This window comes from Vibrio sp. 1288, assembly GCF_033344475.1.
Genome location: NZ_JAWPOX010000039.1, coordinates 18,748 through 41,115, shown reverse-complemented (window position 1 = coordinate 41,115; position 22,368 = coordinate 18,748). Strand labels below are relative to the sequence as shown.

The 22,368-nt window shown below is 45.2% G+C and carries 19 protein-coding genes; 12 read left to right on the top strand and 7 right to left on the bottom strand.

What is annotated here, in order from left to right:
- Window positions 1-181 precede the first annotated feature (181 nt).
- Window positions 182-1,045 carry an endonuclease/exonuclease/phosphatase family protein gene (locus tag R8O11_RS21350; RefSeq protein ID WP_222711866.1) on the top strand — a complete coding sequence of 288 codons (864 nt, stop codon included), beginning with the start codon at window positions 182-184 and terminating at the stop codon, window positions 1,043-1,045.
- 36 nt (window positions 1,046-1,081) lie between these two features.
- Here R8O11_RS21350 and R8O11_RS21345 read toward each other — a convergent pair whose 3' ends face one another.
- The 3 genes from R8O11_RS21345 to R8O11_RS21335 are packed head-to-tail and all read right to left on the bottom strand — an operon-like array spanning window position 1,082 to window position 2,246.
- On the bottom strand, window positions 1,082-1,522 hold the full coding sequence (locus R8O11_RS21345; protein WP_031781165.1) for a YeeE/YedE family protein: 441 nt from the start codon (window positions 1,520-1,522) through the stop codon (window positions 1,082-1,084).
- A 14-nt stretch (window positions 1,523-1,536) separates the two neighbouring features.
- Entirely contained in the window at window positions 1,537-1,950 is a 414-nt protein-coding gene (locus R8O11_RS21340; protein WP_372058356.1) for a YeeE/YedE family protein, read from the bottom strand.
- A gap of 5 nt (window positions 1,951-1,955) precedes the next feature.
- Window positions 1,956-2,246, bottom strand: a complete 291-nt coding sequence (locus R8O11_RS21335) for an ArsR/SmtB family transcription factor (protein ID WP_005376206.1) — start codon at window positions 2,244-2,246, stop codon at window positions 1,956-1,958.
- 151 nt (window positions 2,247-2,397) lie between these two features.
- Between R8O11_RS21335 and R8O11_RS21330 the strand changes: the two genes are divergently transcribed.
- On the top strand, window positions 2,398-4,101 hold the full coding sequence (locus tag R8O11_RS21330; RefSeq protein WP_053303645.1) for an FAD-dependent oxidoreductase: 1,704 nt from the start codon (window positions 2,398-2,400) through the stop codon (window positions 4,099-4,101).
- Window positions 4,102-4,167: 66 nt separating this feature from the next.
- Here the strand turns inward: R8O11_RS21330 and R8O11_RS21325 are convergent, their stop codons facing one another.
- Both R8O11_RS21325 and R8O11_RS21320 read right to left on the bottom strand, forming a co-directional pair.
- Window positions 4,168-4,866: an aspartate/glutamate racemase family protein gene (locus tag R8O11_RS21325; RefSeq protein ID WP_262583604.1), complete on the bottom strand. Its 699-nt coding sequence runs from the start codon at window positions 4,864-4,866 to the stop codon at window positions 4,168-4,170.
- Between the two features lie 140 nt (window positions 4,867-5,006).
- Window positions 5,007-5,807, bottom strand: a complete 801-nt coding sequence (locus R8O11_RS21320) for a PhzF family phenazine biosynthesis isomerase (protein WP_318131756.1) — start codon at window positions 5,805-5,807, stop codon at window positions 5,007-5,009.
- 146 nt (window positions 5,808-5,953) lie between these two features.
- Here R8O11_RS21320 and R8O11_RS21315 point away from each other — a divergent pair, with 146 nt between their 5' ends.
- Window positions 5,954-6,403 carry a YkgB family protein gene (locus R8O11_RS21315; protein ID WP_005376100.1) on the top strand — a complete coding sequence of 150 codons (450 nt, stop codon included), beginning with the start codon at window positions 5,954-5,956 and terminating at the stop codon, window positions 6,401-6,403.
- Window positions 6,404-6,601: 198 nt separating this feature from the next.
- Here the strand turns inward: R8O11_RS21315 and R8O11_RS21310 are convergent, their stop codons facing one another.
- Together R8O11_RS21310 and R8O11_RS21305 are read right to left on the bottom strand one after the other, a co-directional pair.
- The gene (locus tag R8O11_RS21310) at window positions 6,602-7,078 is read right to left on the bottom strand and encodes a DM13 domain-containing protein (protein WP_005376099.1); all 477 of its coding nucleotides are present in this window, start codon (window positions 7,076-7,078) and stop codon (window positions 6,602-6,604) included.
- Between the two features lie 195 nt (window positions 7,079-7,273).
- Window positions 7,274-9,598, bottom strand: coding sequence for an FdhF/YdeP family oxidoreductase (locus tag R8O11_RS21305; protein WP_318194410.1), 2,325 nt, complete (start codon window positions 9,596-9,598; stop codon window positions 7,274-7,276).
- A gap of 667 nt (window positions 9,599-10,265) precedes the next feature.
- On the opposite strand from R8O11_RS21305, the gene R8O11_RS21300 reads away from it, so the two are divergent.
- The 9 genes from R8O11_RS21300 (at window position 10,266) to R8O11_RS21260 (ending at window position 22,363) form a co-directional block, all read left to right on the top strand.
- The gene (locus R8O11_RS21300; protein ID WP_258494607.1) at window positions 10,266-11,150 is read left to right on the top strand and encodes a LysR family transcriptional regulator; all 885 of its coding nucleotides are present in this window, start codon (window positions 10,266-10,268) and stop codon (window positions 11,148-11,150) included.
- A 53-nt stretch (window positions 11,151-11,203) separates the two neighbouring features.
- Complete coding sequence (gene fdhD / locus R8O11_RS21295; protein WP_017447522.1) at window positions 11,204-12,034, top strand: formate dehydrogenase accessory sulfurtransferase FdhD; 831 nt, start codon at window positions 11,204-11,206, stop codon at window positions 12,032-12,034.
- Between the two features lie 406 nt (window positions 12,035-12,440).
- Window positions 12,441-13,835, top strand: coding sequence for a hexose-6-phosphate:phosphate antiporter (gene uhpT / locus R8O11_RS21290; protein ID WP_021707729.1), 1,395 nt, complete (start codon window positions 12,441-12,443; stop codon window positions 13,833-13,835).
- Window positions 13,836-13,973: 138 nt separating this feature from the next.
- A complete protein-coding gene (gene uhpA, locus R8O11_RS21285) occupies window positions 13,974-14,582 on the top strand; it encodes a transcriptional regulator UhpA (RefSeq protein ID WP_064376967.1) in 609 nt (202 codons plus the stop codon).
- The gene (gene uhpB / locus R8O11_RS21280) at window positions 14,582-16,084 is read left to right on the top strand and encodes a signal transduction histidine-protein kinase/phosphatase UhpB (RefSeq protein WP_064376966.1); all 1,503 of its coding nucleotides are present in this window, start codon (window positions 14,582-14,584) and stop codon (window positions 16,082-16,084) included. The genes uhpA and uhpB overlap by 1 nt, the downstream gene beginning before the upstream one ends.
- A 6-nt stretch (window positions 16,085-16,090) precedes the next feature.
- Window positions 16,091-17,431 carry an MFS transporter gene (locus R8O11_RS21275; RefSeq protein WP_005480243.1) on the top strand — a complete coding sequence of 447 codons (1,341 nt, stop codon included), beginning with the start codon at window positions 16,091-16,093 and terminating at the stop codon, window positions 17,429-17,431.
- A 123-nt stretch (window positions 17,432-17,554) separates the two neighbouring features.
- A complete protein-coding gene (gene manA, locus R8O11_RS21270; RefSeq protein WP_033907045.1) occupies window positions 17,555-18,772 on the top strand; it encodes a mannose-6-phosphate isomerase, class I in 1,218 nt (405 codons plus the stop codon).
- Window positions 18,773-19,124: 352 nt separating this feature from the next.
- On the top strand, window positions 19,125-20,387 hold the full coding sequence (locus R8O11_RS21265) for a hydroxymethylglutaryl-CoA reductase (RefSeq protein WP_033907044.1): 1,263 nt from the start codon (window positions 19,125-19,127) through the stop codon (window positions 20,385-20,387).
- A gap of 407 nt (window positions 20,388-20,794) precedes the next feature.
- Window positions 20,795-22,363, top strand: coding sequence for a DUF1800 domain-containing protein (locus R8O11_RS21260; RefSeq protein ID WP_318194409.1), 1,569 nt, complete (start codon window positions 20,795-20,797; stop codon window positions 22,361-22,363).
- Window positions 22,364-22,368: the final 5 nt, after the last annotated feature.

The window sequence follows — 22,368 nt, the reverse complement described above, 5'->3', positions numbered from 1 at the left end:
TTACATGGAAGTTACTGAAGAACTTAATGAAAACAGGATGTTAAGTCTTCAGCAACAATTAAAGGGAACATAGCCATGAAAATTGCAAAATTGGTACTAAATCTACTTGCTATTTTTGGAGGTCTTGTAGGATAAAGGATGGAAAGGAATACGCTAAAAGATAGGAGTGCAACAGGCCAAAATGCGATCACTTTTTGTTACGTTAATATTACTTTTTAGTTCTCTTTCATTTGCTCAAAACTCCATCAATCTAACCAGTTGGAACATAGAATGGTTATCTATAGATGGTGGAAAAGTGTCGAGAACACCACAAGATTTTGAAAAACTGACCCACTATGTGGATAAAACACAAGCCGACATTCTTGCTTTTCAAGAAGTCGAAAGCGTCGCTGCAATGCAAAAAGCTGTTGGCAATGACTTCACTATCTATCTTTCCGATCGTTCAAACGCCTCCAACCGACACCTTCAGTTTAACGACACCAACCAATACACAGGCTTTGCCGTGCGCAATGGTGTAAGCGTATTAGACAAGCCAGACTTCTCTATCACACGAGGCAACAGCAAGCTGCGCTTCGCGAGCTACCTTATATTAAATCCAAACCAAGAAAACGAGACTCACCTACTCTCTGTACATCTGAAAGCGGGTTGCAGTGGCACGTATCGTAATAACCGCGATTGTAAGATAGTGAAACAACAAGGACAGGCACTAGCTAAGTGGATAAAGGCGCGCGAGGACAACAAACAACATTATGTCGTGCTTGGCGACTTTAACCACAACTTGGGTTATCAAGGAGATTGGTTGTGGGACGTGATATCGGACAATACTAGTGCAAAGCTAGTGACTAAAGACACTAAAGCGGAATGTAAAGTGCGTTCTAATCGTAATCCGAATAAAACCCACCAATTCCGCTCGGTGATAGACCACATTATTGTGAGTGGTGATTTAAAGGCGTCGTCTGGTGTTCAAACCGTTTTCAAAACACAAGATGTACTCGACTATAAACTGAGTGACCATTGCCCGGTTTCTACGACACTCACTTTTTAGCGTTTAAGTACTCTTTTTAACGTTGAAGTACTTTCTTTATTGACGAACCACTCTTTTAGCGGTGAATGACCCAGCCAACATTGCCACTATAAAGAGCAGAACTTGTGTGTTGCCAGTGAAAAGGCTGGCAACCGCAGGACCAGGACACACACCCAGTAACCCCCAACCAATACCAAACAGTACAGCACCACCGACTAACTTTTTGTCTATCGCTTTAGAAGTTGGGCATACAATCTCATCACCAAACACAGATTCGCTTCTTGGCTTTATTAATAAAAGATAAGCTGGAACGAACACCGCAAGTGCTCCGCCCATTACAAAGGCTAAGCTTGGATCCCATGCTCCAGTAATATCGAGAAAGCCAATCACTTTTGCCGGTTCAGCCATACCAGAGACCACCATACCAATACCAAAGAGCACACCAGAAAATGCAACAACGGACATTTGCTTAATACTTTTCATTACATGAGTTTTCATAACGGCACTATTCCTCACGATACTAGCAAGACGGTTAACATGGCTGTGGCCATAAAAGTACACGTCGCGACCACAGAACGGATTGAGAAACGCCCTATCCCACAAATGCCATGACCACTAGTACAACCATTGCCGATACGCGTACCGACACCGACTAACAAGCCAGCAACGATAACTAAAACAACAGAGCCGCTGTACTGTTCTGGTACATGCCCGCCAAGAACATAAACAGCAAACACGCCACCTAATACCATCGCAATTAAAAAAACAATGCGCCAAACGCGATCTGCGTTCTCAACGGCACCGTTTAAGATCCCACTGATCCCAGCAGTCTTGCCAGTAAATAGCATCAGTGTTATCGCTGATACGCCAACTATTATGCCGCCCAACAGCGACATCCAAGGAACTTCAAACATAGCAACCGCCAAACTAATTACTTACAGAAAACTTGCTTAAAGGCCTCAACCAGCGGACCAACTCTTTCATCAGAAATTGAATAAAATACCTGCTGAGAAACTTTTCTAGCTTTAATAATGTCGTGCTTTCTCAATACGGTGAGATGTTGTGAAAAAGCAGATTGGCTTAATGATGAACCTTCAAACAGTTCACCGACCCCTTTCTCGCCTTCAATCAGCTTACACATCACGATTAGGCGCTCTGGATGAGCCATAATTTTAAGCAGCTCACTCGCTTCGGTCGCACTTTGTAGCATACTGTCGCCCATTCTTATGCCTCTTCATTACTACATTACATTTTATTAGATATTACTAATTAATATTATTAAGTCAATGCTAATGTAGATTAAATAACATTAGACTCAGCTAATTTATTTAAGTAAGGTGTAGGCGTTTTCGATCATTCAGCAGGAGAAATCCATGAGCAAAATCGTGATTATTGGTGGGGTTGCTGGCGGTGCATCTGCAGCAGCTCGCGCTCGTCGTCTTAGTGAAGACGCAGAAATCATTATGTTTGAACGCGGCCCATTTGTGTCATTTGCAAACTGTGGCTTACCCTATCACATTGGTGGCGATATCCAAGAGCGCAGCAAACTGCTTCTTCAAACGCCTGAGAGCTTTCTAGCGCGTTTCAATGTTGATGTCCGTGTGATGAACGAAGTGGTTTCTATTAACCGTCAAGACAAAACGGTTACGGTTAACAATTTGCTTGATGGCTCGGAATACCAAGAGAGCTACGACTTTCTTCTACTCAGCCCTGGCGCAGGTCCAGTTGTGCCGCCTATTCCGGGTATTGATAACCCGTTAACGCACTCGCTGCGCAATATTCCAGATATGGATCGCATCATTAAAACGATCGAAACCAACAAAGTTGAACACGCTACTGTCGTTGGTGGTGGTTTTATCGGTTTGGAAATGATGGAAGCCTTCCACCAGCTAGGCATAAAAACCACATTAGTTGAAATGGCGGATCAAGTGATGACGCCCGTTGACCGTGAAATGGCTGGCTTCGCACATGCTGAAATTCGTGAGAAAGGCATCGACCTTAAACTTGGCGTCGCACTTGAGTCGGTGAAATTCGTACCTAACGAGCACGTGGCAAGTTTCGACTCTGGTGAGAGCGAAAAACACCAACATCTAGAAGGTGAATTGGAATTAACACTAAACAATGGTGAAAGACTCACCACCGATATTTTGATTATGGCAATTGGTGTTCGCCCCGAGACCAAATTAGCAAAAGAAGCTGGCTTAGAAATCGGCGCTCTTGGTGGTATTTATATCAATGAATACATGCAAACCAGCGATCCTTCGATCTACGCTGTCGGCGACGCGGTAGAAGAGAAAGACTTTGTGACTGGCGAGCAAACTCTAGTGCCACTTGCGGGCCCGGCAAACCGTCAAGGCCGAATGGCAGCAGACAACATGCTTGGCCGCCAAGAAACTTACCAAGGTACGCAAGGCACGGCGATCTGTAAGATTTTTGATTTAGCCGTCGCTTCTACTGGTAAAAACGAGAAACAGCTGAAACGTGAAAACATCGCTTATGAAAAAGTGTATGTGCATACAGCAAGTCACGCGAGTTACTACCCAGGTGCAGAAACCGTGTCATTCAAAATGCTGTTTGATCCAGTAACAGGTAAAATATTAGGTGCGCAAGCAGTAGGTAAAGACGGTGTTGATAAACGTATCGACGTAATGGCAGTTGCTCAGCGTGCTGGTATGACGGTAGAGCAACTGCAACACCTCGAGCTAACTTACGCGCCACCTTATGGCTCTGCTAAAGATGTAATTAACCAAGCGGCGTTTGTGGCAAATAACATCATCAAAGGTGACGCGATTGCGATTCATTATGATGAAATGGATTCACTGACAGAAGACCAACTGTTACTTGATGTTCGTAATCCTGGTGAATTGGAGTCCGTTGGTTATCTTGAAGGTGCAATTAATATTCCTGTCGATCAACTACGTCGTCGCATGCACGAACTTCCTAAAGACAAAGAGATCGTGATTTACTGTCAAGTTGGGTTACGTGGTAACGTAGCATACCGTCAGCTGGTCAACAATGGTTACAAAGCCCGCAACTTGATTGGTGGATACAGAACTCTCAAATTTGCTCGCTTATAACTTGATAATAAAAAGAGAAAACCTTGTGCTTGGTTTTCTCTTTTTTTGCAGGAAAGAAAGCGTAGATCATTCATCTTCAATTGCCAAACGGACAGCTGCTTGAGCATGGATAGAAGTGGTATCAAGTAGTGTAACCTCGGTGTGGCTTTGGTTTACAAGTAAGGCAATTTCAGTGCACCCGAGAATCACAGCTTCAGCTCCGTGCTCTTTTAGTTTTTCAATAATTTGCAAGTATATCGTCCTTGACTCCTCTTTGATTTCACCTTGGCATAACTCTTTATAAATAATGTTATGTACTTTAGAGCGGTCGTCTTGATCGGGAATGACGACATCAAGCCCATAACGGTCGGAAAGCCTTCCTTTATAAAAGTCTTGCTCCATTGTGAATTGAGTACCAAGGAGTCCGACCTTTTGAACCCCTTTCTCACGAAGTAACTCAGCAGTCGCGTCTGCGATATGTAGTATGGGGATATTAATACTGGCTTCAATTTGAGGCGCAACTTTGTGCATTGTGTTAGTACAAATAAGAATGAAGTCAGCGCCCCCTTTTTCTATTGAAGATGCAGCATCAGATAGAATGCTTGCCGTTTCTTCCCATTTACCTTGATGTTGAAGTTTCTCTATCTCCGAAAAATTCACGCTATACATACAAATTTTTGCGGAATTTAGGCCGCCTAACGCCTCTTTGACTCCTTCGTTGATCAATTTGTAATAGCTAAGCGTCGACTCCCAGCTCATACCACCTAGAAGGCCGATAGTTTTCATATAACTCTCCAATCGTTATACACCACCGTGCCAGGGGTGTTTTTACAAAAAAAAATCAGCCACTTAAATAAGCAGCATTCAAGCATCTTCACTATTGAGCATTGGGTAACACGAAAATAAAATCATTCCCACAAGGACCGCTACGCGATTCTCATATATCCTCGCAATATCGTTACTGCATTTCCAGAAAGCTTAACGTGCTCAGTGCTTAACAACTCTGTATGAACGACCCCACTTCTCTTAGAGGCTTGGAAGCCTTTCAGTTGCTTTTTGTTGAGCTTTTTAGCCCAGTAAACACATAAAGCGCAATGTGCAGAGCCTGTAACTGGGTCCTCGTTAACACCCACCCAAGGCGCTAAGTATCGAGAGACAAAATCGGCGTCAGTGCTTGATTGAGCAGTGATGACGACACCACGACCTTTTTGTTTAAGCAGCACACCAAAATCAGGGTCGAGCTGTTCAAGCACAAATTCATCATTAATGACGATCAACTGCTTATTATCAAACTGACCGTAGGCGACTACATTGGCGGCATCTAGCCCCAAACCATGAAGTAAGTCTTTGTTAATACTCGCTCGCATATCTAAAGTTGGAGCAGGAAACACCAAATGAATTTCTTCATGATCGAGTTGTGCGGTTAAAACCCCAGATAGCGTAACGAACTCAATCGTATCTCCAGTATTATATAACCCCTGCTCTTTCAGAACGTGCGCCGTTGCAAGTGTGCCGTGTCCACACAAAGCAACTTCCGTCCTCGGTGTAAACCAACGAAGTTGCATTGTACTGAGTGACAGAAATGCAGTTTCAGATAACGACATCTCGGCCGCGATGGCCAACATCGTTTCCTCATCAAGGCTTGACTCTGTGATACAAACACCCGCGGGATTACCTTTGAAAACCTCTGATGTAAACGAGTCAACCTGAAAAATTTTAACTTCCACGAAATATCCTTAAGTTCTATCAAACACGTAATTCTGTATCACGTGATTTTTAATATCTGTTGTTTGAGCGAAAAAACCTATGAAATTTTCTACCAACCTTATAGGTCTTGTTGGAAGCGCTAACAAACAGGAGAATGTAGTTAATTATGCAAAACGTAAAAAGCCATCATCAATGTGACTCAATTGGATATCTTATCGGAGTTTTCGGCGTTTCTTTAGTTCTAATATGGATTGGTATTTATAAATTCACACCTACAGAGGCCAAGCTTATACAACCGCTCGTTGAAAATCATTTTCTGATGAGTTGGTTGTATGATGTGATGTCAGTTCAAGCCGTATCAAACATCATTGGCGCAACAGAAATCATTGTCGCTATTGGATTAATCGTTGGCCTTAAAAACACACGAGTCGCTTATTTTTCTGGCATAGCCGCCGCAATTATTTTTCTTGCGACACTCAGCTTTCTAATTACGACACCGAATACATGGAAAGTGTCTGATGGGGTTTTGGTGACAAACTTCTTTTTAGTAAAAGATATTCTATTTTTAGCCATTGCGATTAGCGTCATCGAACGAAACAAGCCAAACAGAGAATAACTCTAAATAGTTCGAAATCTTGTTTTTCCAGAACGTAGCCTGAAAGGTGCAAACGACTTACAAGTCGAATGGTTCTGTCAATAACTCTAAATAAAGGCTCTTAAATTTAGAATGTTTAAGAGTCTTTGCCTCTTAATTATGCGAAACAACATCCTAGCGTAAAGTGAAAAGAAAAGCCTTTCACTCTACTGCTAAGGTTTATTGATACTTTGCCGAAGTAATGAACTCACCGAATGTCTCGCACCATACAACAACCGTATTGTATTCAGAAATTGAAGTGCTTTGAGGAACCTCAACAACGAAGTTATCGAACGTTTTGACATCACCAATTAAGCTCATCTCAGATTTAAGGTCATTAAACTCTTGTTCCGTTTCGACAAACTTAGGAGATAGATAGAGTTTATAGTCTGGTCCGGGAGCGAGTTTTCCTACCAACGTAATGACTTCAGAACTCAAATGAATCTCTCCCTCTCCCCAATGAAAAGCATCGCTACCTTTGAGTTCCCTCTTAAACACTGCGCTGTATTCTGCACCTTGCTTACTCTTAGCAACTTGCTCATCGGTCGGCGCAGGTGGTGCAATAAGGATCGGTAAAGTATAGATACCTATCGCAATGCCAATAGAAACTGCCACTAAGTGACTGATTGTTAATTTAATTATATTTTTCAAGGTCATAAGCATCTTCTTATTAGTTTTACTACTTGAATTTAGATTCAAATCGGCCTTATCTGTCTAGTATCGAGCAGCATAATGTCATTAACATTATACACAAGCTATGCGCACTAAATGCAGACTGAGCGCAATTAAAAACGGCTGATAATTAATATCAGCCGTTTGCTTATCGGAAATGTCGTTGTGCTGGTTTGGTCACTATTCCGCTTCCACCAAAGCGATCTTATCGGATATCGATTTTTCCAATTTTATCGCAATAAACTTAGAGGTTGGCGTAAACGTTCTATCCCCATAACTGTCCAAAGGAACTAATGGGTTTGTTTCTGGATAGTAAGCCGCCGCCTGACCTGCTGGTACATCATAGGCAACAAGCGTAAATCCGCTCACACGGCGCTCAACGCCATCTTCCCACAATGACACCATGTCCACTTTGTCGCCCGGTTCAAAACCGAGTTTACGAATATCCGCTTCATTGATAAACAGCACTTCGCGCATACCAAATACTCCACGATAACGGTCATTCAAGCCGTAAAGTGTCGTATTGTATTGGTCGTGTGAGCGCATGGTTTGCAAGATCAAATCTGGCTTTTGGCCTTTTTCGAGTATCGCTTCGCTGATCAACTGTTTCGGCAACTCGCTAGAGCTGAACTGTGCTTTGCCGCTTGGTGTATTCCATCGACGCTCGGCAGCTGGGTTTACCAAGTGGAATCCACCCGGGTGTTTAAGCTTATGGTTAAAGTCGGTAAAGCCCGGAATCGTGTCGGCAATCAAATCGCGAATACGGTCGTAATCTTCAATCGCCCACAACCAATCAATTGGTTTTGCCCCGAGTGTCGCATTGGCAATACCGGCAATAATCGCTGGTTCTGAAGGCAAATGCTCCGAACGCGGTTTTAGCTGACCAAATGAGATATGTACCATGCTGAAGGTATCTTCAACCGTCACGCCTTGTGGGCCAGTCGCTTGCTGATCAATCTCAGTACGGCCTAAGCATGGAAGAATAAGCGCATCTTTACCTGTGACAAGGTGAGAACGATTTAACTTCGTCGAAATGTGTACGGTTAAATTACAGTTTCGCATCGCGTTGTGCGTACGTTCTGTGTCTGGCGTTGCTTGTGCAAAGTTACCGCCCAAACCGATAAATACTTTCGCTTGCCCTTCTTCCATCGCTTTAATGGCTTGCACAGTGTTGTGGCCTTCACCACGCGGGACGGCAAAGTTAAATCGACTTTCAATGCGATCCAACAACAGATCTGAAGGTTTTTCATCAATGCCCATCGTACGGTCGCCCTGAACGTTACTGTGACCACGCACTGGTGAAAGCCCCGCTCCCGGCTTACCAACGTTACCTCGTAACATTTGCACGTTTGCGACTTCTTTAATGGTTGGCACAGAGTGACGATGCTGAGTCAACCCCATCGCCCAACACATGATCACACGTTCTGCACGTCGATACATGCTCGCCACCATCTCGATTTCACTTAAATCAAGACCCGATTGTTCCGTGATGTGTTCCCAAGCGGTTGCATCCACTTCAGCCAAATACTTATCAATACCTATCGTGTGTTGTTTGATGAATTCGCGGTCAAATACCGCTTTGCCACCGTTTTGCAATGCCTCGCGCTCCCATTGCAACAAGAATTTCGCGATGCCACGAAACACTGCCATGTCTCCACCTAAAGCAGGACGCAGGTACGCCGTGTTTGTAGGCTCTGAGCCGTTACTCAACATCTCAATCGGCATTTGTGGGTTTTGGAAACGCTCTAATCCGCGCTCTTTGAGCGGGTTTAGACAGATAACCTGTGCACCACGTTTTACCGCTTCGCGCAGAGGTTCAAGCATTCGTGGGTGGTTCGTGCCCGGGTTTTGACCAATCACGAAAATCGCATCAGCTTCTTCAAAATCATCAAAGATCACTGTGCCTTTACCAACGCCAATGGTGTCTTTCATCCCTATTGCACTGGCTTCGTGACACATGTTGGAACAATCTGGAAAGTTATTGGTACCGAATGCGCGCACAAATAGCTGATACAAAAACGCCGCTTCGTTGCTTGCACGACCAGAGGTATAAAACTCAGCTTGGTGTGGTGAATCCAATTGATTGAGATGTTTCGCGACAAGTGCAAAAGCCTCATCCCAAGAGACTGGCACATAGTGATCGGATTCAGCATCGTATCGCATTGGGTGCGTGATACGGCCTTGGTATTCCAACCAGTAATCGGTTTGCGTTGAGAGAGATGAAACGCTGTGATTGGCAAAAAACTCAGGGTCAACCAGACGATTGGTCGCCTCCCAGTTTACCGCTTTCGCGCCATTCTCACAGAAATTGACTTTACCACTATCTGGCGACTCACCCCATGCACATCCCGGACAGTCGAAACCGCCATTTTGGTTGGTTTTGAGCATAGTGCGAATGTTTTTAACTGCATTTTCACTGCCCCACCAACTTCTGGTTACGGCTTTCAGTGCACCCCAACCACCAGCTGGACCTTTGTATGCTTTTATTTGTTCTTTTTGGCTCACGACTTTACTCCTCGCAGATATACCAGCAAGCAGGGTGCCCGTGAAAACAAGCGCGTTATTTATTGAGATAATGCGGAAGTATTGAAGGGCTTAGTTTCTAATCCATGTATTTTTTAATCCAAATAAGTAACCACTCAACATACTCTCGCTTGTCCGAGCGTTTACTTATCTAGATTCTTGATATCGGATACCCGCCTACTGTTTCTAAGACTGGTAGATTCAATTTGCATTGTTGCGTCTTGATCTAAATCAAAGATTAAGTCGATATTCAATATGCGTCCAATTGATAATCCTGACCGAGCGATAAACAAAATCTATGACGAATTTTTCCACTGACGGTCATCACGTTTTTAATCAATACAATTTATGAGGTTAATCGTTTTTCTATTCGATTCCGCCTAGTTCGCTTAACGAACTCAATAAAATCGGCACTCTTGATAATAGATAATATCTATCACACTATAGATACTTTAAATTTGACCCTAATTAATATCAGGAATAGCCTTGATTCAGATCAATTTTGAGTGTGGTTTTATTCTTGACTTGGTTTTGGTTTTCCATTTCCCAGTTAAAACGCTCCAGCGCTTAAAAAGTACGGTAGTGCCGTGCCCTTTTTAGGGAGTTCCCCCCGTACATGTGACTCACAACGCAAGGTTAACAAGCCATTATGGATATCAAACAACTTAAATATCTCATCGCACTTGAACAGACCAAACACTTTGGTCAAGCCGCCGCATTGTGCCACATTACGCAGCCTACCTTGTCCATGAGAATCCGAAGCTTAGAGCAAGAACTCGACCTCGAATTAATCCAAAGAAGTCAACGATTTGAAGGGTTTACTGAAGCTGGAGAACGCATTTTAGCTTGGGCAAAAACCGTCTTAGCCGCTCATGATGGATTGCAAGCCGAGGCTGCTAACTGCCGTGGTCAGTTGGTCGGCTCTCTTCGGCTTGGAATGGTGCCACTCGCCAGCCAAAACCCGATGGAATTGCTCAAACCATTAGCTCACCAGTTCCCTGAGTTACGCTTTCAAATACTCTCCATGACGACCGAACAGATCATAGACCAACTCAATCGAAATCAACTTGATTTGGGGATGTGTTATGTCGATCAAGTTAACACCGCTTACTTCGATGTTATCGAACTAGATTCAACCAAACTTGGCGTTTTATTCGATGAGCGTCATTTTGATTTTGCCGAATCTGAAGTGTTGTGGGAGTCACTCAATAACATTCCGCTAGGGCTGCTTTCGAAGGGCATGCACTATCGCCACTCAATTGATCTTAGCTTTGTGAGTAAAGGGCTGGTTCCGCAAACCGTCATTGAAAGTAACTCCACCTTTCACTTGATCCAAGCAGTAACCAGTGGCCTTTGTTGCGCCATTATGCCGCTGAACTGTGGATTGGAAGAGTTGAACGATACGCTTCGCATTATCCCTATCGAAGAAGCCGCCGTTCACGCCCCGCTAGGTTTGTTAAAGCGAAAACAAGAACCCTTCTCCGCGCTAACCGATCAGTGCTTCGCAGAAGCAAAAAACATATTCAATCGATAACAAGAATCCACACGTCAATTTTTGGCATACATAACGGCTTATGAGGTGATTTCATGAGATGTACTACTCAATCTTATTTTGAACTGTCCGATTTCAATCAAGCACCACCTCAACCAAGTGCGTTCAATTACCGAGAATTGATTGATGGCCGCCCAGTGCAACAAATGTCGCTGGCGAGTGAATCCGCCTTAGCTATCAGCTACAACGGCATTAGCCAAGCGGTCATGATGGTGACGCCAGGCCATCTGGAAGACTTCGTGAAAGGATTTAGCCTAAGCACAGGCATCGTCCACGACTTCAAAGAGATCAAAGACATTGAAATTGGTGGCGATCACGAATCTCACTATGCGGAAGTGGAAATCAGCAACCGCGCTTTCTGGGCGTTAAAAACACAGCGCCGAAATCTTGCCGGCACAACCGGATGCGGCATTTGTGGTGTCGAGGCTCTGGAACAAGCTTTGCCTGATTTGGCGCCGCTGACACCGTCTCTTCCTCCGCGCTCCGATGTATTTGAAGGGCTGCGAGACAAAGTCGCACTGCATCAAGAAGCCGCACGTGAATCTGGCGCGTTACACGCCGCCTTATTTGCAGATTTACAAGGCAACATCAAGTTGTGCCGAGAGGATATCGGCCGCCACAACGCGCTAGATAAGTTGATTGGCGCATTAGCCAACAATCACATCGAGCCTCAAAGTGGCTTCGCTATCATGACAAGCCGTTGCAGCTTGGAGTTGATCCACAAAGCCGTTCGCGCGCGTATCCCCACTCTGGTTTGCTTATCTGCACCTACAGCGTTAACCGTCGAATGGGCAAGAAGAAACCATTTGAACCTAATTCACTTACCAAAACACGGCTCGCCGCGTCTATACAGCCCTGCGCCTTAACACGTCAACCTAGCCGAATTCCTAATATTTCTAACAGAGACCTCCGGGTTTCTGTTGTTTGCTTCTCATTCCCAATTGATACTTAGCGACAAGCCACTATTCTCTCCAACCAAACGTGCTCACCCCTTGTCTGCACTAAGCTTACGCATATTAACCCGCTTGCATTTGAACGCTTTCCAATCCGATAAGAACCCAGTCAAAAACCCATAGATTAGTAAGGATTTTGTGTGACTCTTTTCACGCTTTTCCTCCTTCCTAGGCATTTCTAGGAATTTTTCCTAGCCGATCTAGGCAACCATCTCATGTGCCTCACAAAACCACTCTCTAGAATTCCGCTCAGTCAAAGGTAACAAGAGCGCATAACGGTCTCCGTTGTGTTTCTAAAACAATTACAAGAGAGTTCATCATGTTAAAATTCCTCGAACAGGTGCGGAAGCCGACCCTCGATCTTCCTGTCGAAGTTAGAAGAAAGATGTGGTTTAAACCGTTCATCCAATCTTACTTGGTCGTATTTATCGGCTACCTAACCATGTACTTGATTCGTAAGAACTTCAATGTCGCGCAAAACGACATGATCTCAACTTACGGTTTGAGCATGACAGACCTAGGTCTTATTGGCCTTGGCTTCTCCATCACATACGGCATCGGTAAAACCGTTGTGTCTTACTACGCTGACGGTAAGAACACCAAGCAATTCCTCCCTTTTATGCTGATCCTTTCTGGTCTTGCAATGCTCGGTTTCAGCTTCAGCATGGGCGGCGGTAGTGCAAGCCTGTTCTTGATGGTGGCTTTCTACGCTCTAAGTGGTTTCTTCCAAAGTACTGGTGGCCCTTCTAGTTACTCAACCATTACAAAATGGACACCTCGTAACAAGCGCGGCTCTTACCTAGGCTTGTGGAACATGTCACACAACGTTGGTGGTGCGGGCGCAGCGGGTGTTGCTCTTTTCGGTGCTAACTACCTATTCGACGGCCACGTAATCGGCATGTTCGTGTTCCCTTCTATCATCGCGATCATCGTTGGCTTTATCGGTATGCGCTTTGGTAGCGACTCTCCAGAAGCTTACGGTCTAGGTAAAGTAGAAGAACTTTTCGATGAAGCAGTGAGTGAAGAAGACACCGCCGCAGAAGAAAACCAGATGACCAAAAAAGAAATCTTTGTTGAATACGTTCTTAAAAACAAAGTTATCTGGCTACTTTGCTTTGCCAACATCTTCCTTTACATCGTTCGTATCGGCATCGACCAATGGTCAACGGTATACGCGTACCAAGAGCTTGGTCTGTCAAAAGAAACGGCAATCTCTGGCTTTACTCTGTTCGAAGTCGGTGCGCTTGTGGGTACTTTGATGTGGGGTTACCTGTCTGACCTAGCAAACGGTCGCCGCGCATTGGTTGCTTGTGTGTCTCTTGGCTTGATCATCGTATCGCTTGAGTTCTACCAGCACGCCACTAGCGAGTTCATGTACTTGGCCTCACTATTTGTATTGGGCTTCTTGGTGTTTGGTCCGCAACTTCTTATCGGTGTTGCCGCGGTTGGTTTCGTCCCTAAAAAAGCAATCAGTGTGGCTGACGGCGTAAAAGGTACATTCGCTTACCTAATCGGTGACAGCTTCGCGAAACTTGGTCTCGGTATGATTGCAGACGGTACACCTATCTTCGGCTTAACAGGTTGGAAAGGTACCTTCGCAGCCCTAGATACCTCCGCCATGATTTGTATTGTTTTGCTTGCTTTCGTCGCTATCGCGGAAGAGAAGAAGATTCGACACGCGAAGAAGCTTCAACTTGCACAAAACCAAGCCTAGCTTCTCTGCGCGCTTTACTTCGGTAAAGCGCGCAAGATCATTAAAAAGCATGGCTCAATTCAGTATCATTAAAGATTTTTCTATTAGCTCCTGTTGGAGCTTATTGTTGTTAGTCGTCTGCTCTATTTGGTTGTAATAATGATTCATGTTGCTCTAGTTGATGATCACGTCATCGTGCGTTCAGGTTTCGCACAATTATTAAATTTAGAAAGTGATATTACCGTTGTTGGTGAATTCGGCTCTGTCGCCGAAGCGCGAAAAGGGTTGCCTGCGGTACACCCACACGTCGTCATCCTAGATATTTCCATGCCAGATGAAAGCGGCTTAAACTTTCTCAGCGAAATACCAACTGGCATTGCCTGCGTGATGCTTAGCGTGCATGACTCCCCTGCGATGGTGGAAAAATCACTAAAGCTAGGTGCAAAAGGCTATCTTAGTAAACGCTGTAGCCCAGATGAACTTATTCAAGCCGTGAGAACCAGTGCTTCTGGCGGCTGTTACCTCACATCAGATATTGCACTTAAACTTGCAACGCCTAGCGACAACACCACCTCTCTATGCCAACTGACAAAACGTGAAAACGAGGTATGTCAGCTACTTGCCACTGGGTTGGATGTAAAGTCTGTCGCGGCAAAGCTTGGCTTGAGCCACAAGACTGTGCATGTTCATCGTGCGAATGCCATCGACAAACTCGGCGTGAAAAACAACGTTGAGCTCGCCAAACTATTTTCTCAAGAGTCCTTTTAATGCGAGCTTATGCTGTTACCACCATTTGCGGACTTTTTGTTATGGCTTGCGCCTGGTTCTGCTTATGGGTGATTGCCTATTACTTTGTCAATGATCCCGAGCTGGCGATCTTATTGTTTCCTTTCGCTTTACGATTAGGTGTCGCCCTACACACTCGCACCGCTTATTGGCCAACGATTTATCTTTCAGAGTGGTGGCTTTCCATCGCACTTGCGATCTTACTGGGTCAACCGCAGTGGCTTACCGTGCTGATTGCGAGCATTGCCAGTATCCCGGTCACTCTGATTGCGAAAAAATACTACTACGGTGACCAAAACCGCCACTTAGCCGTCATGGGCATTGTGATCATCATTACCGCCTTCATCAACGTAATGGCGGTCGGATTTCACGTGCCTTCTGTTTACATGGTATGGCTGGCTAGCATTTCTGGAGGCTTGCTCGTGGTGCCTATGTGCTACCTGTTGTGGAGCTATTTGTTCCAAAGTCGTTGGTCTCCGCTTAGCTCTCTCCTACTTAGTAATGCCGTTGTATTTCAGGTACGTCATATCGTGCTTTATGCGCTGCTTTTGATCGGCAGTATTTTGGTGCAAACCAGCTTGCCTGAAGAGCTAAAACGATTTGCGCCATTTTGTATGGCTATCCCAATCATCGTGTTGGCACTTCGTTACGGCTGGCAAGGAGCCCTGCTCGCCACCATGCTCAACAGCATTGCGCTGATTGCGGCTCGCAGCGGCGTATCAAATCTAGAAATCACCGATTTGTTATTATCTCTCTCGGCGCAAACCATCACCGGCATTATGCTCGGCTTAGGGGTTCAGAAACAAAAAGACCTCAATCACAAACTGCGCGGCGAACTTGCACGCAATCAGAATTTGTCTCGCCAGCTTATCAAAGCGGAAGAATCGGTAAGACGCGATATTGCGCGCGAGCTACATGACGAAATCGGCCAGAACATCACGGCAATCCGCACACAAGCCAACATCATTAAGCGGGTAAATAACACAGAAACACGCGTAGGTTGCGCCGACATGATCGAAGGGCTTTCCCTCAACGTGTACGACACCACTAAGCGACTGTTGAGCAAGCTAAGACCCAAAATGCTGGATGATTTGGACTTGAAAGAATCCGTCGAGCAACTGACGCGAGAGATGGAATTCGCCAATCATGGAACAACTGTTCAACTGAACTGGCAAGGCAATTACACCAGCGTGAGTGACACACTCAAAGTCACCCTATTCCGTTTATGCCAAGAGTCATTGAATAACGCCGCCAAGTACGCAGGAGCGCAGTTGATCAATATTGAGCTGACAATTGGAGAAACGGCGGTGTCACTAATGATTCACGATGATGGTGTCGGCTTCAAAGTTCAGGACAGCATGAAAGGCATGGGCGTTCGCGGCATGCAAGAGCGTGTGCACGCGTTAGGTGGAAAAATGGTTATCTACTCCACCAGCGATCAAGTGACTGGCACACAAATCAGCATTACTTTACCTAAGGTGTAACTCAAGATGTTTGGATTTTTACGTTCACCTAAATTTACTCAACCGAGTCTGAGCAACGAGCAAATCGACCAGCGTTACCGCCATTGGCGTTTGCACATTATGTTGGGGATGTACATCGGCTACGCAGGTTTCTACTTTACTCGTAAGACCTTTAACTACGCCGCACCAGCGATGATTACCGATCTTGGCTTAGATAAAGGCGATTTGGGCCTTATCGGTACGCTTTTCTACATTACTTACGGCTGCTCGAAGTTTATTTCCGGTACGATTTCAGATCGCTCTAACCCTCGTTATTTCATGGGATTAGGATTGATTGCGACAGGTCTGGTCAATATCGCGTTCGGTTTTTCTAGCTCACTCGCGGCTTTCATTACTCTGTGGATCTTAAACGCCTGGTTCCAAGGCTGGGGCTGGCCTTCATGCTCCAAGCTGTTAACGACTTGGTATTCACGTTCCGAGCGTGGCTTCTTATGGGCGATTTGGAACACCGCACACAACGTTGGTGGCGCGCTGATCCCTATTTTGGTGGGCTATTTAACGTTGCACTACAGCTGGCGTGAAGGTTTTATTCTACCCGGCATCATCGGGGTATTACTCGGTCTATTCGTTTGTTGGCGATTGCGCGACAAACCCACAACAATGGGTTTACCAAGTGTCGGCCAATGGCGCAACGACGCACTAGAACTTGCGCAGGAAAATTACGGACGTGGCCTCACCTACCGAGAAATTCTAAAATCGTACGTATTTAACAACAAATACATCTGGCTGCTCGCGTTCAGTTATGTGTTGGTTTACATCGTCCGAACCGCAATCAATGACTGGGGAAACCTGTACTTGACCGAGCAGCATCACTATAGCCTGATTAACGCCAACGCTGCTCTGTCGATGTTTGAAATCGGAGGTTTTGTTGGTTCATTGGTTGCGGGTTGGGGCTCAGACAAACTCTTTGGCGGTAACCGTGGGCCAATGAACTTGCTGTTCGCGATTGGGATTTTTTTATCTGTCTCTGCGCTTTGGCTGATGCCCCTGACCAACTTTGCGTTCCAAGCCGCGGGATTGTTCTCCATCGGCTTCTTTGTCTTTGGGCCACAAATGCTGATCGGTATGGCGGCGGCGGAGTGCTCTCACAAAGATTCTGCCGGCGCGGCAACAGGATTCGTTGGCTTGTTCGCCTACATGGGCGCTGCATTGTCTGGCTATCCACTGGCATTAATTCTTGAAGAATATCATTGGACAGGTTTCTTCATCACCATTTCAGTTTGTGCAGCCGTCATTGGCCTTTTGTTGCTGCCATTTTTGCAAGCGCAACCTTCACGAAAACCACTCGAACCAAAACCTCGGTTGTAAATCGACTTATCGCCCTCGGGCAAATTGGCGAGTGACCTAACCGCGCTCGCCCTCCTTATTTAACGTATCTCTGCTCAATTTTTCTTCCGATTCAGTTCGGAGGGTTAACTATGGGAAAAATTCATGAATTTGAACACTATTTCATCGCATAGCTTCTTTCAAATGAACAACAAAATCCAAAACTACGCTTGGGGAAGCACCTCTTCTATTCACGATTTGTTTGGCTTTTCTAACGAAACGAATGAGCCTCAAGCAGAAGTATGGATGGGTACTCACCCAAACGGCTGCTCTGAAGTTCAGGTTGAGCAAAACACGCTGCCTTTGTCTGAACTGATCAAACAAAACCAACCCGCTTATTTATCATCAGAAACCGCAGCAAAATTTGGCGACCTGCCCTTTCTGTTTAAAATCTTAGCGGCCGAACATGCACTGTCGATTCAAGTTCACCCAAGCAAACAAGATGCCGAAATAGGCTTCGAAAAAGAACAAAGTGCCGGGATCCCACTAAACGCAAGCCATCGTAACTACAAGGATCCAAACCATAAACCTGAGTTGGTGTACGCGCTGACAAGTTACCAAGCCATGAACGGTTTTCGTTCGTATGACGAGATTATTGAGGCATTTGGCCTTTGCGATATCGATGAGCTACGCACACCGCTAGATGCATTCAAACGCGAAATCAACTCACAAGGTTTACGCGATTTCTTTGTGCACATTCTGACCATGGAAGGAGAAACAAAAGAGCGTGCACTGAAACAGCTTCTTGCCCACGCTTCACGTCAATCGGAGCAAGGCACTGACAGCGACGTTTTCCAACTCATCTTGGATCTATCCACTCAATACCCCGGCGACGTCGGCTTGTTTGCACCATTGCTGTTGAATGTCATCACGCTGCAACCTGGCGAAGCGATGTTCCTGAGCGCAAGAACGCCACACGCTTACATTAAAGGTACTGGATTAGAGATCATGGCGAACTCAGATAACGTTTTGCGTGCAGGACTCACGCCGAAACACATGGATGTTGAAGAACTGGTTAAATGCACAGATTTTGCGCCTAAGCCGTTTAACAGCCTTGTTCTAGATCCTAATGCCAATGGTTGCCAAAGCCTTTATCCGGTCCCAGTGGCAGACTTTAGCTTCAGCATTCTAAACCAACCGAACAATGAAGTGGTTGATGCCAATAGCGCAGAGATTTTGATGGCGATTGATGCCGACCTGACACTCATCAGTGATAACGGTGAGACGTTAACCGCCGCGAAAGGACAATCTGTATTTGTTCCTGCTTACGTTGGCCATTACCGTATTCAAAGTGCGGGACGTGTGGCTCGCGCATTTAACTAACTTCTGAATAACAGATTCAAGCTAGCGTCTGACCCAAGGGACTGGGTTAGACAATTTATTCCTTTCATAGATTGAACCATTCCGCTTTTAAGGCAATCATGCTTATCCCTTGTCGACTCCAGACACTCACAGTCCAATTTCTCTAAGAGCCATAACCTCCCGGCTCTGCCATTTACTGCAACATTCATTGTCAAAACCCATTTATTTCTGGTAACTCCTCCGCTCCAATATCAAATTACTTGGATAACAAAGGCACTCACACAGTGGTATTTGTTGCAAAACGTATAATCAACGTTGTAATCAAAGCCCTAATCACTACAATCTCTGGTTCGATTTTTCAGTTAACGTTTGTATGCCGAAGTTAAACCAAGATAACCCTGTTCAAAGCTCCGCCCTTTCCGATATCGAAACCAGCAGTAAGATTCAATCGGCATTAGAACCGAAGTTTCACAAGCCAGAGAAACGTCTCTGCTTAAGCCCTGGCCTATCGGATAAGCATTTGGCGCGCCGTTGGCAAGTATTGGAACACATGACCAATAAAGATCATCTCCTTGATCCTTTCACGCAGTCACATTGCGATGCTTACTCCAACAACATCGAGCACTTCATTGGTACTGTTAATGTGCCGGTCGGCATTGCAGGCCCTTTGCGCGTCAACGGCTTGTATGCGAACGATGACTTTTTGGTTCCGCTTGCAACGACAGAAGCCGCGTTAGTCGCTTCCTACAACCGTGGCGCAAATCTTATCACCGCCGCTGGTGGCGCGAGCGCATTGTTACTAAGTGAAGGGGTGAGCCGAACACCAGTGTTCGCCTTTAATAACCTTGCCGACGCTGGCCAGTTCGTCAGTTGGGTTGTGACCCAGTTTGACGTATTTCGTCAAATTTCGGAATCCACCACCTCACATGGCAAACTCAAAGACATCAATGTAAATATCGAAGGAAACCATGTTTATTTGGTCTTTGAATACGTGACTGGTGACGCTTCCGGACAAAACATGGTGACCATCGCAACAAACGAAGTGTTCCATCATATTTTGGCGACCAGCCCAATCAAACCAACTCAAGCATTCTTGGATGGCAACTTATCAGGCGACAAAAAACCAAACGCGCACACACTGCGCTCAGTACGCGGTAAGAAAGTATCCGCCGAAGTGACCATTCCTGCTGAGTTAGTGGAAAAATATCTGCATACGACGCCGGAGTCTATGGTTCAATTTGGCAAAATGACCACAGTGGGCGGTTTACTCAGCGGGACAATTGGCGTCAACGCGCATTACGCAAACGCCCTTGCCGCGCTGTACATTGCTTGTGGTCAAGATGCCGCTTGCGTTGCAGAGTCTGCCATTGGAATCACTCGTATGGATGTGGACGCTCAAGGCAACTTGTACGCGTGCGTGACCTTGCCAAACATCATGGTGGGAACGGTTGGCGGTGGTACTGGCCTTCCAACGCAAAAAGCATGTTTGGATATTTTGGGTTTGCTCGGCAACGGCAATGCGAAAGCGTTAGCCGAAGTCGCAGCTTCGCTTTGTCTGGCTGGCGAACTCTCGATTGTGGGCGCATTTTGTGCCGATCACTTTTCTCGTGCTCACCATAAGCTTGCCCGAAAATAACCTTTGTTGCTTTGTACAAGAGAACATCCGTGTGGTTTTCTCTTGTGCAAACCAATGGACTTTATTTATTGGCTCAATAATTTCTTGAAACTAACTTAAGCCTTAACAAACATACCAATCTCTTGTTAACAGTACTTTAGCTGTCCCCCTTATACATCCATTGCGATATCTCTGCTTGTTACTCTTCATTGGCCATATTTAATATCAGTATCTTAGAAAAAGTAGCATCAAAAACTTCTAGCACTATAGTACCAAATTCATCGTTTGAGTTTTTTGTTCACCACTTATAGCTACTATACTCGCCTATGCAGCTGCTTGATTTTCATAAATTTACTAAACAGCTCAAAAGAGCTTAATAACTCCCGTTAAATGGACTTAAATCGTTACTTCGGGTAAGCGAGTTAACTATGAGACGTCAGAAGCTAAATAAAATCTCTGCTTGGGTACTAGGATTGGCTATCTTATTGCTGAGCCATGTGTCTAATGTATCAGCACAAATACAGCAATCCCCATCCGATCAAACCGTTGCGCGTTTTCTCTATCAAACCTCTTTTGGACCAACACCTGCGTTAATTAATGAGGTTAGGGAAAACGGGTTAGAGGATTGGATACAGAAACAAATCAACCTGCCAGCAACCTACCATCAACCACTTTATCAAACGCCTTTTTCTAAAGGCCTACAGTCAAACCGAGAAAATGCTTGGTATCAAATTGTTGTTACTGCTGAAGATCAGCTCAGACAGCGAACGGCTTATGCATTGAGTCAGATCGTAGTCATTTCTCGTTATGGCGGCGTTCTTTCCAGCAAACCTACAGGGTTAGTGAATTACTACGATCTGTTGGTTGAGCATGCGTTTGGCAACTACCGAGACCTGTTGTATGACGTTTCCATCCATCCAGTCATGGGGAGCTATTTGTCTATGCTCGGTAGTGCAAAAGAAAATAGTGCGACAGGAACGCTTCCCGATGAGAACTTTGCTCGAGAGTTAATGCAGTTATTCACTATCGGTTTGTATGAACTCAATTTAGATGGCAGTAAAAAGCTAAACCACGCAACAGGCAAACCTATCCCCACGTACAATCAAACTGATATTCAAGAGCTCGCGCGAGCATTAACTGGATGGAAAAATTCCGACATCGCATTCGTGAAACCGATGCGAGTTATCAGTCAAAGACACGACACCGGCGAGAAGCGATTTCTAGGGAACGTGATCCCATCGGGTCTAACCGCACAAGAAGAGCTTTCAAAAGTGATTGATATGTTGATGTCTCACCCAAATGTTGCTCCATTTGTTTCAAAGTTACTTATCCAACGTTTGGTCAGTTCAAATCCAAGCCCAGAGTACGTCGCGCGTGTTGCTACGATATTTAACAACAATGGGGAAGGAGAAAAAGGCGATCTAACCGCCGTTGTTCGAGCCATATTGCTCGACCCTGAAGCATTAGGGATGACGGATACCCCGCCTATAAAAGTGAAAGAACCGATACTGGTCCTGACTAATTTTCATCGAGCATCAGGTTTTACGGTTAAAGGATCACGTTACGAAGACGCAACAACGATGATGAACATCGCTAATCAAGGGCCGCTTCGTTCTCCTTCCGTGTTTAATTTTTACTCTCCAGACTATCAGCCGTCTAACGAGTTTACGGAGTCTGGTATTAACTCTCCAGAGTATGAACTTCTCAATTGGTCTGTTTATACCGATTTGGTCAACTATATGTTAACCAGCACTCGTAGAGGAGGTGGTGATTCCTACCACTTCGATCTTAACGAGCTTTATCTTCTTCTAGACGATCACCATGCCTTAGTCGAATTGGTTAACGAGCGTTTCTTTGCTGGAACGGCTTCTGCTGAATTGAAAGAGCTCATGCTCACCGCGCTGAATGATTATCGTGAGGACTATGTGCCAACAACAAAACTCGCTCTAGTGATATTTACCGCCATTTCTGGCGACGAATTTTATATTCAGGATTAGGAGTG

Bases quoted from the DNA above. Each gene is read 5' to 3' on its own strand.
- R8O11_RS21315 (WP_005376100.1), top strand. From the start codon at position 5,954: ATGCAAAACGTAAAAAGCCATCATCAATGTGACTCAATTGGATATCTT.
- R8O11_RS21260 (WP_318194409.1), top strand. From the start codon at position 20,795: ATGAGACGTCAGAAGCTAAATAAAATCTCTGCTTGGGTACTAGGATTG.
- R8O11_RS21345 (WP_031781165.1), bottom strand. From the start codon at position 1,522: ATGAAAACTCATGTAATGAAAAGTATTAAGCAAATGTCCGTTGTTGCA.
- R8O11_RS21300 (WP_258494607.1), top strand. From the start codon at position 10,266: ATGGATATCAAACAACTTAAATATCTCATCGCACTTGAACAGACCAAA.
- R8O11_RS21275 (WP_005480243.1), top strand. From the start codon at position 16,091: ATGTTTGGATTTTTACGTTCACCTAAATTTACTCAACCGAGTCTGAGC.
- R8O11_RS21265 (WP_033907044.1), top strand. From the start codon at position 19,125: ATGCCGAAGTTAAACCAAGATAACCCTGTTCAAAGCTCCGCCCTTTCC.
- R8O11_RS21335 (WP_005376206.1), bottom strand. From the start codon at position 2,246: ATGGGCGACAGTATGCTACAAAGTGCGACCGAAGCGAGTGAGCTGCTT.
- R8O11_RS21325 (WP_262583604.1), bottom strand. From the start codon at position 4,866: ATGAAAACTATCGGCCTTCTAGGTGGTATGAGCTGGGAGTCGACGCTT.
- uhpT (WP_021707729.1), top strand. From the start codon at position 12,441: ATGTTAAAATTCCTCGAACAGGTGCGGAAGCCGACCCTCGATCTTCCT.
- R8O11_RS21330 (WP_053303645.1), top strand. From the start codon at position 2,398: ATGAGCAAAATCGTGATTATTGGTGGGGTTGCTGGCGGTGCATCTGCA.
- manA (WP_033907045.1), top strand. From the start codon at position 17,555: ATGAATTTGAACACTATTTCATCGCATAGCTTCTTTCAAATGAACAAC.
- uhpB (WP_064376966.1), top strand. From the start codon at position 14,582: ATGCGAGCTTATGCTGTTACCACCATTTGCGGACTTTTTGTTATGGCT.
- fdhD (WP_017447522.1), top strand. From the start codon at position 11,204: ATGAGATGTACTACTCAATCTTATTTTGAACTGTCCGATTTCAATCAA.
- uhpA (WP_064376967.1), top strand. From the start codon at position 13,974: ATGATTCATGTTGCTCTAGTTGATGATCACGTCATCGTGCGTTCAGGT.
- R8O11_RS21310 (WP_005376099.1), bottom strand. From the start codon at position 7,078: ATGACCTTGAAAAATATAATTAAATTAACAATCAGTCACTTAGTGGCA.
- R8O11_RS21350 (WP_222711866.1), top strand. From the start codon at position 182: ATGCGATCACTTTTTGTTACGTTAATATTACTTTTTAGTTCTCTTTCA.